This is a genomic window from Curtobacterium sp. 458 (assembly GCF_030406605.1).
Classification (GTDB): domain Bacteria; phylum Actinomycetota; class Actinomycetes; order Actinomycetales; family Microbacteriaceae; genus Curtobacterium.
The window spans coordinates 1,115,111-1,131,280 of record NZ_CP129104.1 but is presented as its reverse complement, the minus strand read 5'-3'; the positions used below and the strand labels follow the sequence as shown (position 1 = coordinate 1,131,280).

The following is a 16,170-nucleotide window of genomic DNA, read 5'->3' as shown; positions in this document are numbered from 1 at the left end:
GTGGTCCTTGGACGTCGACGGTGCGTTCATCGTGCGAGCGCTTCTGCGAGGGGTCCCAGTGCGAGCACCGGGAAGTAGGTGAGGGCGGTGACGATGACCGCCACGCCACCGAGGAGGCCGATGAACAGCGGCCGGTGGGTCGGGAGGGTGCCGGCGGTCGCCGGGACCTTGTCCTGCTGGGCGAGGGAGCCGGCGAGCGCCAACACGAGGGCGATCGGCAGGAAGCGTCCGAGGAGCATCACGACGCCGAGCGAGGAGTTCATCCACGTCGTGTTCGCGGTGATCCCGCCGAACGCCGAGCCGTTGTTGTTCGCGCCGGACGTGTAGGCGTAGAGGAGCTCGGACAGGCCGTGGTTGCCCGGGTTGAAGATGCTCGTGCCGACGACCTGCTCGCGGACGCCGGGGATCACGAGGGACAGTCCGGTGGCGAGCAGCACGAGCGTCGGGGTGACGAGGATGTACAGCGCCGCGAAGGTCATCTCACGTGCGCGGATCTTCTTGCCGAGGTACTCCGGGGTACGTCCGACGAGCAGGCCACCGATGAAGACCGTGATCACGGCGAGGACGAGCATGCCGTAGAGGCCCGACCCGACGCCGCCGGGGCTGATCTCGCCGAGCATCATGTTGAGCATCGCCATCATCCCGCCGATCGGCGTGAAGCTGTCGAACATGCCGTTCACGGCGCCGGTCGAGGTCGCGGTCGACGTCGTGCCGAAGAGGGTCGTGCCGAGGATGCCGAAGCGCATCTCCTTGCCCTCCATCGCCGCTCCGGCCGCGTGGGTGGCGGTGCCGGCTCCCCCGAGTTCGGCGATCGACATCACCGAGAGCGACACGAGGAAGATCGCTCCCATGACGGCGAGGATCGCGTAGCCCTGGCGGTCGTCGCCGACGAGGCGGCCGAACGTGCGCGGCAGCGAGAACGGGATCACGAGCATGAGGAAGACCTCGACGAGGTTCGTCCACGCCTGGGGGTTCTCGAACGGGTGCGCCGAGTTCGCGTTGAAGTACCCGCCGCCGTTCGTCCCGAGTTCCTTGATGGCCTCCTGCGACGCGACGAAGCCGTCCGGGATGTGCTGGGTCCCACCGACCAGGGTGGTCACGTCCGTGCCGGCGCCCCACGACTGGATGACGCCTCCCGCGACCAGGACGATCGCGAAGACGAAGGCGCCCGGGAGCAGGAGCCGGACGGTGCCGCGCACGATGTCGACCCAGACGTTGCCGAGCGTGCCGGACTTCCGACGGGCGAAGCCGCGGACCAGTGCCACGGCGACCGCGAGGCCGACCGCTGCCGACAGGAAGTTCTGCACCGCGAGGCCCGCCATCTGCACGGAGTACCCGACGGTGGCCTCGGGCGAGTACGACTGCCAGTTCGTGTTCGCCACGAAGGACGCCGCCGTGTTGAACGCGAGCGACGGCCCGACGTTCGGCAGCCCGAGGTCACCCGGCAGCACGACCTGGATGCGCTGCAGGAGGTAGACGACGAGCAGGCCGACGACGCTGAAGAGCAGCACGCCGCGGAGGTACGCGGGCCAGGACTGCTCGGCGTCCGGGTCGACGCCGATGATCCGGTAGGCCCCGCGCTCCACCCGGCTGTGCCGCACGGGCGTGTAGACGCTCGCCATCCAGTCACCGACGGGTCGGTAGCAGACGACGAGGAGCAGGACGAGGAGTGCGACCTGGGCGATGCCCGCCCACGTGTCCCCCGCGCTCATCAGAACTTCTCCGGCCGGACGAGTGCCCAGACGAGGTAGACGACAGCGGCGACGCCGAGGACGGCCGCGGCGATGGTGATGCCGATCACAGCCGCTCCAGCCCCTTGGCGATGAGGGCGACCACGCCGAACACGGCGAGGACACCGGCGACGACGAACACGTCGAACACGAGGACTCCGTAGGTTGCACGGGCCCGGCACCGGACGGCGCGGACCGCACCATTCCTGGTGCGTCACCGATGGTGCGACCGGTGTCGTGCCTCCAGGCCGGTCCTAACGGATTCCTGACGCCGTCCTGACGGACGCATGCGCGGTCCTAACAGGACAGCGATCGTCGGTGAGGAGGTGATATCGTTCTGGTATCACGATCGGCCCGCTCGCCTTCACGGCTCGGGCCGATTTTCTTTTCGTCGGGGGAGGACGATGGAGTACGCGAAGCCGTGGCTCTCGATCGCGGACCAGATCGCGAGGCTCGAGCAACGCGGGTGCGGTGTCGGTGATGGTGAGGCCGCGGCAGAGATGCTGCGGGAGATCGGCTACTACCGACTGACGGGGTACCTGTACCCGTTCCGGCGCTCCTCCGTCGCCGTGGACGATGCCGGGCGGCAGCGCTTCCGGGTGCACAGCGACTACGTACCGGGGACCGACATCCTCCACGCGGGGGCGCTGGTCGACTTCGACCGATCGTTGCGACTGCTCGTGATCGATGCCGTCGAGCGGATCGAGGTCGCCGTTCGGACCCAGGTGGCTCACGTCCTCGGCGCGCACTCCCCGTTCGCGCACGAGGACGCGAGGTTCTTCACTCAGGCCTTCACCGGCGCCCGTGATGGTTTCGTGAGCCCCCACGAGGCGTGGCTCCGCCGGGTCGAGGAACGACGGAGCGCTTCTGACGAAGCCTTCGTCGGGCACTTCCGTGACAAGTACGACGACAGGATGCCCATCTGGGCGCTGACCGAGATCCTCGAGCTCGGCCACGTCACGCGCCTCTACGCCGGTCTCCGGAACGACCTCGCGACGGAGATCGCGAATGTGTTCGACGTGCCGACGAAGCGCCTGATGTCGAGCTGGCTCGCATCACTGAACTACGTGCGGAACGTCGCCGCCCATCACGCTCGGCTCTTCAACCGGAAACTGGTCGTCGCGCCGAAACGGCCCCGGGCTTCCGAGGTGCCGCTTCTTGGCCACATGTCGGACGGACGGGCTCCGAAGGTCTTCGGCGTGTACAACACACTGAGCGTGATGGCCTACCTCCTCCGGTCGATCCCTTCAGATCACGACTGGGCGCAGCGGGCTGTCGCACACCTCGCCGCGTTCCCGGCCACGGATGCCATCGACGTGTCGTCGATGGGCGTCGCCCCCGAGTGGCTGGATGAAGCACTGTGGACGGCCCGCTGATCACATCGGTGGCAGGACCGACGCACTGACGAGTCGCGTTGCGAGCTCATTGGTTGCCCCACGTAGGGCAGGCGGACCCAGCACGGTGAAGTCGACCGCGAAGCCCGCGACCCGCGCTGCGAGTGCCTCCCACGACCACGATCCGGTGGTCAGCCGACAGCGGTCCGGGCCGGTCGCGACGAGGTCGTCCGCCGCGTCGAGGTACGGCTCGACGACCCGCGCCGCGCAGTGCAGGTCCACGGTGCCGGTGCACGGCCAAGCGTCCTCCACGGCAGACCCCTTGAAGCGCGCCGCCACGAAGGCCAGCGGGTCGTTCCCCGGGACGTCGCGCGGGGCGAACCGGAGCCTCGTCGGCGGCCGCGGGGTGATGCGGTCGACCCGGAACGTCCGCCAGTCCGTGCGCTCGGGGTCCCAGGCGAGGAGGTACCAGCGGCCGGCCCGCGCGACCACGGCGTGCGGCTCGACCCGGCGGGGGTGCTCGTCCGGTCCGTAGCCGAAGCGGAGCACCTCGCGCGCGGACACCGCGCGGCTGACCTCGACCAGCACGTCCGGGTCGACGGTCGTCCGCGCGGCCGTGGTCACGACGTCGACCGCACCGACGCGGTTCCGGAGCCGCTCGGGCAGCACCTGCCGGATCGTCGCGAGCGCGCGCACGGCCCCCTCGGCGATGTCGGCGCCCGATGCCGGGGCCACCGCCAGTGCCACGGCGATCGCGACCGCCTGGTCGTCGTCGAACAGCAACGGCGGGAGATCGCCTCCCGCGGCGAGCCGGTAGCCACCGGCCGGTCCGCGCAGGGCATCGATGCGGTACCCGAGCTCACGGAGGCGGTCGACGTCGCGGCGGAGCGTCCGCGGGCTGACCTCGAGGCGGCCGGCGAGCTCGTCGCCCGGCCAGTCCCGGTGCACCTGCAGCAGGGACAGCAGCGTCAGCATGCGGGAGGACGGTCCGGGCATGGATCCAGTATCCGTCGAGAAGCGGTCACGATCTGACCGCATTGCCGGTCATGCTCGTCCCATGAGCATCGAGACCACGACCCACCTCAACTTCGACGGACAGGCCCGCGAGGCCCTCGACCACTACGCCCGCGTCTTCGGCGGCGAGGTCGCGTCCATGACCTACGGCGCGATGGGCGCCACCGACGAGCCCGCTTGGGCCGACCGGATCGTCTTCGGCCAGGTGACGACCGAGGCCGGCTTCCGCATCATGGCGTTCGACGTGTGGCCCGGCCAGCCGTACGACCAGGGCAGCAACGCCTTCTACGTGTACGTGCACGGCGACGACGCTGCCGAGGTCGAGCGGTACTGGGCGGGGCTCCTCGACGGCGCCGAGGTGCGGCAGCCGCTCGGACCGTCGGCGTGGGCACCACTCGCCGGGCAGCTCCGCGACCGCTTCGGCGTCGTCTGGGCGCTCGACGTCGCCGGGCCGCAGGGCTGACGCCTTTCCGGAGCACTTCTGCACGGAAACCCGGAGCGGGTACGGTGCGGGGATGCCCGAGTACCGACCGATGCCCGGCTACGAGCTCGGCGAGGGGTGGACCGCCGCGCGACGACGTCGTTCCCGGTTCGGCCGCGTCCGACCGTGGGCCGGGCCCCCGGTCGGACTGCTCGCCCTCGTCGCCGCGTGCCTGCTCGTCCACTGGTACGCGGGTGTGGCGCACACCGTCGTCTGGGAGTGCGCGGTGTCGTCCTGCGGGACGAACGACCCCCGGTCCTTCGCACCGTTCGGCTCGTGGGCGCTCGTCGTCCTCGCGGCGTTCGGCTTCTGGACCCTGCCCGGCCGCGGCTGGTGGGTCGGTGCGGCGGTCCTGCTGTTCGGGGTCGTCGCGGCGTGGACCATCGACTGGTGGCGGGCGCCCGGCATCGACCTCGAGCTCGTCGTCACCCCGATCGCGGCGGGCGTGGTCGGCACCGGGTTCCTGCTCGTCCAGCTCGGGCGCGCGGTGGACCGGGCACGGGGTCGGGCGTCCACGGCACGGCGGCGGGCAGCCCGGGGCGAGTGACGCTCAGCGCTCGACCGTGAAGGCCTGCGACGGGCCGGTGCAGCTCGCGTCCGCGGGGCACGGCGCGTAGTCCCAGTTCGCGATCGACACCGACGCGTCACCAGGCTCCAGGTCCGCGGGCAACGGGACGGACACCGACCACGATCCGTCGAACGGGTCGTCCGACCGCGCGACGTCCGCATGGCTGTACGCGCCGTGGTCGGTGACGGTGATCCGCCAGCCGCCGTCGGGCACGTCCACGTCGCACTCGTCCGTCGTGGCGAACGTCACCGTGTCGCCCGCCGCGGCCCGCTCCGGCGCCACCGTGAACCGCGGGACACAGCCGAACGCGCCCTCCGGAGACGCGGTACACCCCGTCAGCGCGCTGCTCGCAGCAACGGTCAGCGCGAGGACGGTCGCGACGCGGCGGGCACGAGAACGGATCGACACGTCGTCATCCTGCCGCACCGGCACCAGGGCGGCCGATCACCCGACGCGTGGCCAGTCACTCGTCAGGTACGCCTCCACGGCCCGGTTCCGGAACGAGTACGGCTTGCCGCGCTCGATCACGCCGCGGACCGTGTCCAGACGTTGGGCGGTCGGACCGACGGCTTGAGCGCTCGCCTCGCCCATCTCGCGAGCGATCCGGGTCAACGTGCGGTCTTCCGGGCGCATCGCCGCCATGACGTCGACGAACGTCCGCTCCTTCTGCGGGAGCCGTGCCAGGACGCGCTCGACGTGCGAGGACGCCTCCCCCTCGGCACCGCGCCACCCGGCGGTGACTTCGTCCGCAGTGACGACGTCGCCGGATCCCGCGTACCAGGCGCGCTCCCCCGCGAGCTGGAACAGGAAGGGCTCCCCGCAGCAGAGCTGGACGACCGCATCCGCGGCGAGGGCGTCGAGTGTGATCGACTTCGTCTCGCCTGCGCCGTCGGGCACCACCCAGCCGGACACGATGAGCGGCTGCAGCGCTGCACGCAGGTCGTCCTCGCCGAGTGCGGTGAGCGCTGACGTGCGGAAGCGCCGAGCGAACGTCGCTCCCTTCCGGGCACCGGCCATGTCCTCGAAGTCCGGGAGGCCGGTGAGGTAGACGGCGATCGGGAGGTGGCGTTCGACGAGGCGGCCGCCCGGCACCTCGACCTCGACGGTGTGGGTGAGCGCGTCGCCGAGCGCGATCAGGAGCTGCGACAGCGCTCGTTCGTCGGTGATGTTCTGGACCTCGTCGACGTGGATGAGCACCGCGTTGCCCTGGCGCACGGCCGCCCGTCCGACCTCGACGAGCAGCTCGTACAGGGCCGTGAACGGCTCGGGGCCGTCACCACCCCGGACGGTGAGCGAGAATCCGCTGGCCGCGACGGTCTCGACCCTGCGGAGGAGCTCGACGACACGGCCCGTCGCCCCGGACGCGATGCCCGCTTGCTCAACGAGTCGGAGCACTGCCCCCGCGACGAGCTTCAGCGGATCAGCACCGGACGGGATGCGCAGCTGGGGCGTCACCCAGTCACCGCTGGCGACGGCGTCCCGAGCGATGCGTCGCACGAGCGAGGACTTCCCGGTCCCGGGTTCTCCGAGGATCGTCCGGCCGCGTTCGTACAGCCCCGCCACGCGCCGAGGCCGGACGACGTCCCGCCAGTCACTGAGTTGCTCGACCCGGCCCGCCCAGATGTTCGGCACGACGTCCGAGCCCGGGCTGAACGGGTTGTCGACGGCACTCCGCATGGCGATAACTTTATCAGCGCGAAAGAATTCTGATAATGTTATCGCACATCACGCCGACCGAGGGTCGGAGTCGAGCATGCTCATCGCCACGGCATCGATCCACTGGTCGCCGTGCCGCAGTACCTCGCGGGCACGCCCCTCGACCACGAAGCCGATCTTCTCGTAGGACCGCTGCGCCGCGGGGTTGAACGCGTAGACCTCGAGCGAGACCCGGTGCAGGCCGACGACGTCGAATCCCCACGCCACCACGGCCCGACCGGCCTCGGTACCGAATCCACGCCCCCGGAGCGACGGACCCGCGAGGGCGATCCGGTAGTTCATCGAACGGTCGTCCTCCTCGAGTTCGTTGAGGACCACCTCGCCGAGGTACGCACCGTCAGGCCCGGTGATCGCGAAGTCCGCCCGGTCGTCGGCGCCGGGGAGCGCTGCGAGGTGCGCACCGACCTGTTCGCGGGTGAAGGTGGTTCGGGTGCCGGTGAGCCGCATCGCGTCCTCGTCCGCGAGGCCGGCCATCACCAGGTCGAGGTGGTCCGGGCCGAGCTGCGACAACGTCAGACGCTCGGTCCTGAGCACGGGTTGCGAGCGGAGGGCATGGCGGATGGTCACGGTACCGGGCTCCAGGTGCTGATCGTCACGGCAGCGGTGACCGCCGTCGGTCGGAACGCCGCGTCGGCGGCGACGTGGTGGTGGCTCGGACCCATGTGGACCACGTCGTGGACGTCCTCGGCGCTGAGGTCCATCGTCCACGTCAGGTCCTCGGACGACCGCCGTACGAACGACGGCGACAACGAGTCGTGCAGTCGGCGCTCCTTCTCAGGGTCGACCGAGATGGTCGCCTCCGCGAGCTCCGCCAGGTGTCCGACGCGCGGGGTCACCACGACGAGCACGCCGTCGGGGTGCAGGACTCGGGCGTACTCCGCCTGGTTGCGCGGCGCGAACACGTCGAGCAGGACCGCAGCGGCACCGTCGACGACCGGGAGGCGCTCGGTCACGTCACCGACGACGGCCCCGACCCGCTCGTGGACACGGGCCGCCCGCCGGATCGCGACCGGCGAGAGGTCCAGGGCGACCCCCAGCCGGACGCGCGGCGCCGCGTCGGACGCGGCCACGGGCCTCCCGTCCGACGCGCGCAGCGCATGCGCGAGGTAGGTCCCGGGCCCGGACCCGACGTCGAGGACGATGCCGGGCGCGGTCGATGCTCCGACCACTGCGGCGATCGCGCGTTCGACGGGCGCGTAGTGCCCGCGACCCAGGAACCGGACACGGGCGTCGACCATCTCCGGGGTGTCGGCCGTCAGGGCTCGACGGCGGGCGGGGAGGAGCGTGAGGTGTCCCTGCTTGGCCTCGTCGAACCGGTGCCCGGCCGCGCAGCCCACCTGTCCGCCGACACGGCCGAGCGGCTCGGCGCAGACGGGGCAGGCGAGCACGGGGAGCAGGTCGTCGCGCACCATCCCAGCGTAGGGGCGTCGGTAGCCTGGCCGGATGTCGCTGCAGCAGCTCTTCGGACTCGACGGCCGCACCGCACTCGTGACCGGCGGGAGCTCCGGGATCGGACGCGCCATCGCCGAGGCCCTCGCCGGCGCGGGAGCACACGTCGTCGTCGCGGCGCGCACGCGGAGCACGATCGACGCGACGGTCGACGGCATCCGGAGCGGCGGCGGCTCGGCCGAGGGCGTGGTGGCGGACCTCGCGACGCGTGCGGGCGCCCACGGCCTCGCGGACGTCGTGGGCGACGTCGACGTCCTCGTGCACTCGGCGGGCATCAACCTCCGGCCGCCGATGGCGGAACTCGACGAGGACACCTGGGACGCGACGATGCGCGTCAACCTCGACGCCCCGTTCGTCCTCGGGCAGCGGCTCGCGCCCGGCATGGCGGCGCGCGGCCACGGCCGCATCATCGGTATCAGTTCGCAGCAGGCGCACCGCCCCTTCGCGGCCAGCGGCGCGTACGGGGTGTCGAAAGCCGGTCTGGAGGCGCTCGCCAGGTCCCAGGCGGAGGCCTGGTCCGCGCAGGGGGTCACCTCGAACGTCCTCGTGCCCGGTTTCGTGCAGACCGCGTTGAACCGCCGGCTCAGCGCCGACCCCGGCACCGTCGAGCGGCTCGCGGCCCGCACGCTCGTCGGCCGCAACGGGGTCGCCGCCGACTTCGCCGCGGCGGCGGTGTTCCTGGCCGGGCCGGGCGCAGGCTACGTCACGGGGCAGTCGATCGCGGTCGACGGCGGGTTCTCGGTGCACTGAGCACTGCTCGGTAGGTTCGGGGCATGGCCATCATCCACCGCGCGGAACTCCGACCGTCCAAGGCCGAGGCGCTCGGCGCCTGGCTGCCGACCCAGCCCTGGAGCGGTGTCACGCCGGGTGAGGGCATCGAGGTCGTCGGGCGCTTCCGGTTCGACGACCCGGACGGCGAGGTCGGCATCGAGACGATCGTCGTCCGGACCGCATCGGGGCGCCTGCTGCACACGCCGCTCACCTACCGGGGTGCTCCGCTCGACCGGGCCGACGCGTTCCTCGTGACCGAGATGGACCACTCGGTGCTCGGTCGACGGTGGGTGTACGACGCGACCGGCGACCCCGTCTACGCCGACGTGGTCCGTCGCACGATCGCGACCGGCGGCCACGAGGCCGAGCTCGAGCAGGCCGACGGATCGGGTTCGTGGGAGAAGGAGTGCACGGCGGTCGGCAGCGGTTCCGCTCCCTCGTCACCGACGGTGACCGCGGTCGGCACCCGCACCGAGGAGGGCGAGACGACGATCGACACCGGGCACGGCGAGCTCGTCGTCCTGCGGGTGGTGGGGTCACCCGTGCCGGCGGGCGAGACCCTGCGGGCGACCTGGCCGACCGGTTCCGGGGTGCTCGTGGTGCTCGCCGACTGAGCCGTCGTCGCCGACGCGCCACGGCTCGCCGCGGCAGGAGGGCGCTCGACGCGGCGCGTGCCCGGGGTACTGCCAGGGCCTGCCGCGCGTCCGTGCCCGCTGGCAGGATCGACGTCGTGAAGACACTGGAGTTGCCACAGACCGACCTCACCGCGTCCGACGTCGTCGTCGGTCTCATGAGGATCAACGACATGAGCGACGAGGACATCCGCTCGCTGTACGCGGCGTCGCGTGACGCGGGTGTGACCATGTTCGACCACGCCGCGGTCTACGGCGGCTGGCACGGCTGCGAGGAACGGTTCGGCTCGGCCGTCACGCTCTCCCCCACCGAGCGCGCCGAGATCGTGCTGCAGACGAAGGTCGGCATCCGCCCGACCGCGAACGGCGCGTACTTCGACTTCTCGTACGAGCACATCCTGTCGTCCGTCGACGAGTCGCTCGCCGCCCTCCGCACCGACCACATCGACGTCCTGCTGCTGCACCGCCCGGACGCGCTCGTCGAGCCGGAGGAGGTGGCGAAGGCGTTCGACGAGCTGCACGCCGCGGGCAAGGTCCACCACTTCGGCGTCTCGAACCACACGCCGGGACAGGTCGACCTGCTGCGTCGCTCGGTGGCCCAGCCACTGGCGTTCAACCAGGTGCAGCTCAGCATCACGCACGCGAACGTCATCGCGCAGGGCGTGGCGGCGAACATGGGCGGGCTCGACCAGTCCGTCGACCGGGACAACGACATCCTCAACCACTCGCGCCTGAACGACATCACGCTGCAGGCCTGGTCGCCGTTCCAGAAGGGCTTCTTCGACGGGGTCTTCCTCGGCGACCGCGAGCAGTACGCCGAGCTGAACGACGTGCTCGACGAGGTCGCGGCGGCGCACGGCGTCACCCCGACCGGCATCGCGGTGGCGTGGATCACCCGGCACCCGGCGCACTTCCAGGTGGTCCTCGGGACGACGAACCCGCAGCGCGTGCGGGAGTCGGCGGCGGGCTCGGACGTCATGCTCTCGCGCGAGGAGTGGTACCGCATCTTCACGGCGGCGGGGCACACCGTCCCCTGAACTCGGTCGGTCGGTCGCGCCTGCCGAGCTGCGCACAACCGAAGTCACCTCGAATCACGGTTCCGCCCGGTTCGGCGCGACTTCGGTCGTGCGGAACCGAAGCGCGCCACCGCGGGCGCGGCACCCGACGGCGCGCTGCCGCGTCAGTCGGACGTCGGCGGGGTGGGGACGGCGACGTCCACCGGCGACACGCGCGCCGGGTCGGACGACGCTCCTCCGACGACGTCGAACGAGATGCCGAGCTCGGCAGCCGTGTCCTCGTCGAGTTCGAGTCCGTCTTCCTTCACCTGGTCCTCGGGGATGGCTCGGCCACCGGAGGGGTCCCAGGAGTTCGCGATCGACATGCGGCCGAGCATGCCCGACGCGCTTGGCAATCCGCCAAGAGGCGCGTCAGAGGTCGTCCGGGTGGAGCCGGTCGCCTGCCTGCGGCCGTCGGAAGACCGGACCGCCGCCGGCCTCGTCCTCGTCGTGGTGGTCGACCGGCGAGACGCTCGGGTCGGCAGCGGCGGGACCGGCGTCCGGCCCGACGTCGGCGCCACGCTCCTCCTCCACCTCGAGCTCGGTGGCGTCGGAGCCGTCCACGGGGACGGACGCGACGGGCTGCTCCGGATCGAACGGTGTGCTCATCGACATGGGGCGAGCATGCTCCGCACGGGTGAACGGCGGGTCAACGCTGTCCGTCCGCCGCGACGAGCTCGAGCTGGGTCAGCGCGACGTCCGTCACCGCGGAGAACGTGAACGCCGATCCGGTGCCCTCCAGCCGGAAGACCCGCGTCTGCCCGGCCCAGGCGAACTCGGCGTCGTGCACCGACGCCTCCGTCGCGCCGAGGGCGACGTCCCACGAGTACCTCCCCGGCGCCTCGACCGTGACCGTGTACAGCGACACGGGCGCCGACGGGACCTCGAACGTCACGGACGCACCGGCGGCGAGCGCCGTCGCGGTCCGCCCCGTGTCGTCGACGAGCGGGTGCGTCCCTCCTGGCAGGAGGTCGACCGGGGTGTCCCGGAACCCGTGCACGGCGGACGCCGAGACCGGCCGCGTGTCCGATGCCCACCCGGTGGGTTCCGGGGACAGGGTGAACGCGATGCGCGACGCCGCGGCCACGACCTCGTGCGGGATGCTGACCGCTTCCCAGGGCGTCCCGTCGACGGAGACCGACGCGACGAAGCCGCCGACCGGTCCGGACTCGACCTCGATCACGGTCGGCGTCGCACTGCCGTCCGACGAGGCGGGACGCAGCACGGTCCGCCGCACCGACGGCGGCACGAGCACGTACGTCCCCGTCGACGGCGCGAGCGGGTACAAGCCGATCGATGCGAAGACGTACCAGGCGCTCATCTCGCCGTTGTCCTCGTCGCCCGGGTACCCCTGCCCGAGGTCCGAGCCGACGAACAGGCGGTCCAGGGCCGAGCGGACGATCCGGTGGGCGTCGTCGTGTCGCCCCGTGAACATCGGGAAGAACGGGATGTGGTGCGCCGGCTGGTTCGAGAGCCCGAGCATGCCCATCCGGACGTCGCGGGCCTCGGTCATCTCGTGGATCGGGAAGCCGTAGGAGCCGGAGCGCGCCGTCGCCCCGGTCTCGGGTGTGGCGAAGAACGTGTCGAGGGCGGCGTCGAACCGTGCGGGTCCGCCGTGCAGTTCGACGATGCCGGCGCCGTCGTGCGGCGCGGTGAACGCGGTGCCCCAGGCGTTCGTCTCGGTGTAGTCGTCGCCCCAGTCGCGCGGGTCGAACTCGGTGCCGACCCGCCAGGTGCCGTCCTGGTCGCGCCCGATGAAGAACCCGCGCTCGGCGTCGAACACGTTCCGGTACTGCAGCGAGCGACGGGCGAACCACTCGTGCTCGGCGAGCAGACGCTCCCGTTCGGCGTCGGTCGACGCTCGACGCGCGAGCAGGTCCGCCATGACGGCGAGGCCCCAGTCGTTGATCGCGGCGTCGAGGGTCCAGCTCATCCCCTCGTGGGTCGCCGTGTCGACGTGGCCGCGGAAGGCGCCCGGGAGGCTCCCCTTCCGTCCGACGCGCTCGTCACGCGGCGGGACGGTCGCGTTGCGGACCGCGCTCCGGTACGCCGCCGCGAGGTCGAAGCCGTCGATGCCCTTCGCGGCGAGGTCGGCGAACACGGTGTCGCTCGTGGTGCCGGTCATGCAGTCCTCGGCGCCCGGGGCACTCCACCGGGGCGTCCAACCGCCGTCGTGGTGGTGCTCGACGAAGCCCTGCGCGAGCTCGCCCGCCGTGTCCGGGGTGAGGAGTCCGAGGAGCGGCCACGCCGTCCGGTACGTGTCCCAGAACCCGTTCGTCGTGGTGAACAGCCCCTCGACGACCTCGGGGCCGGGCTCGTCGCGGATCGGTGACGCCTGCACCGCTCCGTACGGGGACCGGTGGCGCGGCACGCCGTCCCGGGCGGTCTCGCCGGCACGGTTCGGGTAGAGGAACAGCCGGTAGAGCCCCGAGTACAGCGCGGTCAGCTGGTCCGGGGTCGCTCCCTCGAACGACATCGTGGACAGCTCCGCGGTCCACCGCTCCTCGGCGTGCGCGCGCATCGCGTCGTGGTCCCCCGCGGCCTCGAGGTTCGCCCGGGCGTCCGCCATCGACACCGTCGAGATGCCGAGCAGCACGTCCACGTCCCCGTCGACCGTGAGCCAGCCGCGCAGCTCGTCCTGCCCGGTGCTCGTGTGGTCGGCGGTGACCCGCGGGATCCGTACGTGCACGTGGTGCGGCGGCGTGCCCGGCCGGTCGTCGAGCACGCACTCGACCACGGCCGTCCCGTCGGTGATGGTCACCGACACGTCGGAGACGCGGCCGTGGTGGTCGAGCACGACGCTGCGGGTGCCCGTGAACCGGAACCCGAGGGCGAACTCCCCCGCGACCACCTCGGCCGTGACGTCGTGGTCGAGGGTCACGCGGTAGCGGTGCGGGCCGTCCTGCTCGTCGTCGTGGTCGAACCCGAGTGCGCGGGCGGTCCGGTCGGGATCGGGGGTGTCGAGCGGGGACGGCATGACCTGGAACACGCCGCGGTCCCCCATCCACGGCGACGGGATGTGGCTCGTCGCGAAGGCCTGGATCGCCGGACGGACCCGGTCCCCCTCCACCCGGGAGTGCTCGTGGTGTGCGTACGGCCACCGGTTGCTCGACGCGTCGGTCATCGGCAGCCCGAAGACCCCACCGTGCGGCAGTCCGACGAGCGGGGCGTTGTTGCCGCGGGAGAACCGGGAGGACGCCTGCGTGCCCCGAGTCGTGCGGACGTGGTCGAGCGGCGTCTCCGGTGCGGGCCGTGCCGGGCCGAGCCGGACGTCGTCGAGCCAGCCGCGGAGCGCCGGACGCTCGCCGTCGCCGGAGGGGTGCGGCGTGGCGGAGCCGAGCCGTGCCTCCAGGCGGTCGACCACCCGTCCCGCGAGCGGCGCGAGGTCCACCGCCCGGCGGTTCCACTGGTCGACCCACTGCTTGCGGGCGGCGTCCTGCGCCTCCGGTGCCAGGGCGTCGCCGTACTGGTCGCGTGCCGTGTCGCTGAGCCGGGTGCCGTCGGTGCAGACGAGGTCGAGCCCGAAGGCGGTGGCGTCCCAGAAGTGCGGGAGCTCGGCTTCGGTCGGTTCGGTCAGGCCCTCGGGCAGGGTCCGCTCGGGGAACCACACCCACGACAGCTCGTCACCGGGCGCGATCGTGCGGCCGGCGAACCCGGGCACGATCCCCTCGGTCGGGTCGGCTCCCGACGGTCGTTCGACCAGCCAGGCCTCCGTCGACGTGTACCCGACACCGTTGCGTGCCGCGACGGCCGTCGTCGGCCCGCCGCTCCGTTGCAGCTCATCCACACGACGAGCCTATTTGCTCCATCGACTGGATGAAACCTACTTGTTGTGCCCGGGCGCGTTGCCCGAGTTGCCGGGGCCGGCCCCCGGTCCCGTACCGGGGCCGCTGCCGGTCGTCGTGTCGACGGCACCCTGGGGGTCCTCGACCGGGTTCGACGCCGGGCTCGACGGCTGGGGGACCTCGGACGGCACGGGGTCCTCCGAGGGCTCCTCGCTCGGTTCGGCGGGCTCACTCGGTTCCTGCTCGGGCTCGGAGGGTTGCTGCTCGGGCTCGCTCGGCTGCTGTTCCGGCTGGCTCGGCTGCTCCTCGGGCTGGCTCGGCTCGCTGCTCGGCTGCTGGTCGCCGGGGCTCGTCGTGCTCGATTCGGTCGGTGCCGGAGTCGACCCGGGGCCGAGGGCGATCACCGCGGCCACGATGCCGGCGATGACGAGCACGGCGATCACCACCGCGAGGACGATCGGGCCACGCCGCCGGCGACGCGGCTCGTCGGGGCGCTCACCGGACGGTGTGGCGGGCACGCGCGGTGGCGTCCCGCCGCGCGCGGCGCCTGCTCCGGCACCTGCTCCCCCGGCAGCTCCGAGGACGGTGGTCGCGACGTCGTCCGACCGGGAGGCAGGGGTCGCCGACATCACGCGGGTCGCGTCGTCCGGTCGGTCGGACGGGTGCATCGGCGCGGTCGCGTCCATCCGAGCGGTGGCGGCCTGCGCGGCGTCCGGATGTGCCGCAGCAGCGGCTGCCGCTGCCCCGGCGGCTCCGGCAGCTCCGGCGGCTCCGGCTCGGGTCATCGCGCCGGGCGCACCCGGCAGGAGCTGCGTCGCCGGTGCCACGTCGTCCCGCCCGAGGGCACGGAGTCGTTCGGCCGCCTCCGCCGCGGTGGGACGCTCGTCGGGATCGGTGGCGGTCATCACGTGCAGGAGGGTGCGCCACGCGGTCGGGAGGTGCTGGTCGATCTCCGGGCTGCGGGCGAGCCGGGCGGTCGCGGACTCCACCGCGCTGCCCGGGAACGGCCGCTTGCCGCTCAGCGTCTCGAGGAGCACCAAGCCGAGCGCGTACACGTCCGCCTTGCCCGTGATCGGCTGCCCCATCACCTGCTCCGGCGCGATGTACGCGGCGGTGCCCATCACCGTGCCGGTGCCGGTGACCCGGGCGGAGTCGCGGAGCAGGGCGATGCCGAAGTCGGCGAGCTTGACGTGCGTGCCGTCGGACTCGAGCAGGACGTTCGCGGGCTTCACGTCGCGGTGGACGACACCCTGCACGTGCGCCGCGGCGAGACCCTCGGCGATCTGCGCACCGACGCGCGCGGTCGTGACGGTGTCGAGGGGCCCCTCGCGGAGCCGCGTCGCGAGGTCGCTGCCCGGGACGAGCTCCATGATCAGGTAGGAGTCGCCGTCGACGTCGTCGAGCGCTGCGTCGTAGAGCGTCACGAGCGCCGGACTGCGGAGTGACGCGAGGACCTGGATCTCCGCCTCGGCACGGGCTCGCTCCCCGTGGTCGACCGGGCCGATGCGGAACACCTTGACCGCGACCTCGCGTCCGAGCATCTCGTCGACCGCCCGGTAGACGGACGCCATGCCGCCGTGCCCGAGCGTGCCCGTGACGCGGTACCTGCCGCCGAAGACCCGTTCCTCCATGTCC

At 72.1% G+C, this 16,170-nt stretch carries 17 protein-coding genes; 6 read left to right on the top strand and 11 right to left on the bottom strand.

The genetic code is table 11. The features are described 5' to 3' along the window. Positions 1 to 26 precede the first annotated feature (26 nt). A complete protein-coding gene (kdpA, locus tag QPJ90_RS05640) occupies positions 27 to 1,712 on the bottom strand; it encodes a potassium-transporting ATPase subunit KdpA (protein ID WP_290133483.1) in 1,686 nt (561 codons plus the stop codon). Continuing rightward, entirely contained in the window at positions 1,712 to 1,801 is a 90-nt protein-coding gene (gene kdpF, locus QPJ90_RS05635; protein ID WP_042724093.1) for a K(+)-transporting ATPase subunit F, read from the bottom strand. The genes kdpA and kdpF overlap by 1 nt, the downstream gene beginning before the upstream one ends. A 333-nt stretch (positions 1,802 to 2,134) precedes the next feature. Between kdpF and QPJ90_RS05630 the strand changes: the two genes are divergently transcribed. After that, a complete protein-coding gene (locus QPJ90_RS05630) occupies positions 2,135 to 3,106 on the top strand; it encodes an Abi family protein (protein WP_290133482.1) in 972 nt (323 codons plus the stop codon). On the opposite strand, the gene QPJ90_RS05625 is transcribed toward QPJ90_RS05630, so the two are convergent. Then, a complete protein-coding gene (locus QPJ90_RS05625; RefSeq protein WP_290133481.1) occupies positions 3,107 to 4,060 on the bottom strand; it encodes a WYL domain-containing protein in 954 nt (317 codons plus the stop codon). A 61-nt stretch (positions 4,061 to 4,121) separates the two neighbouring features. Here QPJ90_RS05625 and QPJ90_RS05620 point away from each other — a divergent pair, with 61 nt between their 5' ends. Next, positions 4,122 to 4,541, top strand: coding sequence for a VOC family protein (locus QPJ90_RS05620; RefSeq protein WP_290133480.1), 420 nt, complete (start codon positions 4,122 to 4,124; stop codon positions 4,539 to 4,541). Positions 4,542 to 4,593: 52 nt separating this feature from the next. Next, entirely contained in the window at positions 4,594 to 5,106 is a 513-nt protein-coding gene (locus QPJ90_RS05615; RefSeq protein ID WP_290133479.1) for a hypothetical protein, read from the top strand. Positions 5,107 to 5,109: 3 nt separating this feature from the next. Here QPJ90_RS05615 and QPJ90_RS05610 read toward each other — a convergent pair whose 3' ends face one another. From QPJ90_RS05610 to QPJ90_RS05595, 4 genes are read right to left on the bottom strand one after another with little or no spacing between them, the layout of a single operon-like run. Next, on the bottom strand, positions 5,110 to 5,535 hold the full coding sequence (locus QPJ90_RS05610; protein WP_290133478.1) for a hypothetical protein: 426 nt from the start codon (positions 5,533 to 5,535) through the stop codon (positions 5,110 to 5,112). 36 nt (positions 5,536 to 5,571) lie between these two features. Continuing rightward, positions 5,572 to 6,804 carry an ATP-binding protein gene (locus QPJ90_RS05605; RefSeq protein WP_290133477.1) on the bottom strand — a complete coding sequence of 411 codons (1,233 nt, stop codon included), beginning with the start codon at positions 6,802 to 6,804 and terminating at the stop codon, positions 5,572 to 5,574. 48 nt (positions 6,805 to 6,852) lie between these two features. Next, positions 6,853 to 7,410, bottom strand: coding sequence for a GNAT family protein (locus tag QPJ90_RS05600; RefSeq protein ID WP_290133476.1), 558 nt, complete (start codon positions 7,408 to 7,410; stop codon positions 6,853 to 6,855). Then, positions 7,407 to 8,252, bottom strand: coding sequence for a putative RNA methyltransferase (locus QPJ90_RS05595; protein ID WP_290133475.1), 846 nt, complete (start codon positions 8,250 to 8,252; stop codon positions 7,407 to 7,409). Before QPJ90_RS05595 ends, QPJ90_RS05600 begins: the two co-directional genes overlap by 4 nt. Positions 8,253 to 8,286: 34 nt before the next feature. On the opposite strand from QPJ90_RS05595, the gene QPJ90_RS05590 reads away from it, so the two are divergent. The 3 genes from QPJ90_RS05590 to QPJ90_RS05580 all read left to right on the top strand — a co-directional run bounded on the left by QPJ90_RS05590 (position 8,287) and on the right by QPJ90_RS05580 (position 10,732). Then, positions 8,287 to 9,042, top strand: coding sequence for an SDR family oxidoreductase (locus tag QPJ90_RS05590; protein ID WP_290133474.1), 756 nt, complete (start codon positions 8,287 to 8,289; stop codon positions 9,040 to 9,042). A 23-nt stretch (positions 9,043 to 9,065) separates the two neighbouring features. Next, entirely contained in the window at positions 9,066 to 9,677 is a 612-nt protein-coding gene (locus QPJ90_RS05585; RefSeq protein ID WP_290133473.1) for a hypothetical protein, read from the top strand. A 116-nt stretch (positions 9,678 to 9,793) separates the two neighbouring features. Next, on the top strand, positions 9,794 to 10,732 hold the full coding sequence (locus tag QPJ90_RS05580; RefSeq protein ID WP_290133472.1) for an aldo/keto reductase: 939 nt from the start codon (positions 9,794 to 9,796) through the stop codon (positions 10,730 to 10,732). Positions 10,733 to 10,875: 143 nt separating this feature from the next. Here the strand turns inward: QPJ90_RS05580 and QPJ90_RS05575 are convergent, their stop codons facing one another. From QPJ90_RS05575 to QPJ90_RS05560, 4 genes are read right to left on the bottom strand one after another with little or no spacing between them, the layout of a single operon-like run. Beyond that, positions 10,876 to 11,076 carry a hypothetical protein gene (locus QPJ90_RS05575; RefSeq protein WP_290133471.1) on the bottom strand — a complete coding sequence of 67 codons (201 nt, stop codon included), beginning with the start codon at positions 11,074 to 11,076 and terminating at the stop codon, positions 10,876 to 10,878. A 46-nt stretch (positions 11,077 to 11,122) separates the two neighbouring features. Then, complete coding sequence (locus QPJ90_RS05570; protein ID WP_290133470.1) at positions 11,123 to 11,365, bottom strand: hypothetical protein; 243 nt, start codon at positions 11,363 to 11,365, stop codon at positions 11,123 to 11,125. A 34-nt stretch (positions 11,366 to 11,399) separates the two neighbouring features. Continuing rightward, entirely contained in the window at positions 11,400 to 14,537 is a 3,138-nt protein-coding gene (locus tag QPJ90_RS05565) for a GH92 family glycosyl hydrolase (RefSeq protein ID WP_290133469.1), read from the bottom strand. Positions 14,538 to 14,573: 36 nt separating this feature from the next. Further along, positions 14,574 to 16,166 carry a serine/threonine-protein kinase gene (locus QPJ90_RS05560; protein WP_290133468.1) on the bottom strand — a complete coding sequence of 531 codons (1,593 nt, stop codon included), beginning with the start codon at positions 16,164 to 16,166 and terminating at the stop codon, positions 14,574 to 14,576. Between the last annotated feature and the right edge of the window lie 4 nt (positions 16,167 to 16,170).

Bases quoted from the DNA above. Each gene is read 5' to 3' on its own strand.
- QPJ90_RS05560 (WP_290133468.1), bottom strand. From the start codon at position 16,166: ATGGAGGAACGGGTCTTCGGCGGCAGGTACCGCGTCACGGGCACGCTC.
- QPJ90_RS05570 (WP_290133470.1), bottom strand. From the start codon at position 11,365: ATGTCGATGAGCACACCGTTCGATCCGGAGCAGCCCGTCGCGTCCGTC.
- QPJ90_RS05590 (WP_290133474.1), top strand. From the start codon at position 8,287: ATGTCGCTGCAGCAGCTCTTCGGACTCGACGGCCGCACCGCACTCGTG.
- QPJ90_RS05605 (WP_290133477.1), bottom strand. From the start codon at position 6,804: ATGCGGAGTGCCGTCGACAACCCGTTCAGCCCGGGCTCGGACGTCGTG.
- QPJ90_RS05620 (WP_290133480.1), top strand. From the start codon at position 4,122: ATGAGCATCGAGACCACGACCCACCTCAACTTCGACGGACAGGCCCGC.
- QPJ90_RS05625 (WP_290133481.1), bottom strand. From the start codon at position 4,060: ATGCCCGGACCGTCCTCCCGCATGCTGACGCTGCTGTCCCTGCTGCAG.
- QPJ90_RS05615 (WP_290133479.1), top strand. From the start codon at position 4,594: ATGCCCGAGTACCGACCGATGCCCGGCTACGAGCTCGGCGAGGGGTGG.
- QPJ90_RS05630 (WP_290133482.1), top strand. From the start codon at position 2,135: ATGGAGTACGCGAAGCCGTGGCTCTCGATCGCGGACCAGATCGCGAGG.
- QPJ90_RS05575 (WP_290133471.1), bottom strand. From the start codon at position 11,076: ATGTCGATCGCGAACTCCTGGGACCCCTCCGGTGGCCGAGCCATCCCC.
- QPJ90_RS05585 (WP_290133473.1), top strand. From the start codon at position 9,066: ATGGCCATCATCCACCGCGCGGAACTCCGACCGTCCAAGGCCGAGGCG.
- kdpA (WP_290133483.1), bottom strand. From the start codon at position 1,712: ATGAGCGCGGGGGACACGTGGGCGGGCATCGCCCAGGTCGCACTCCTC.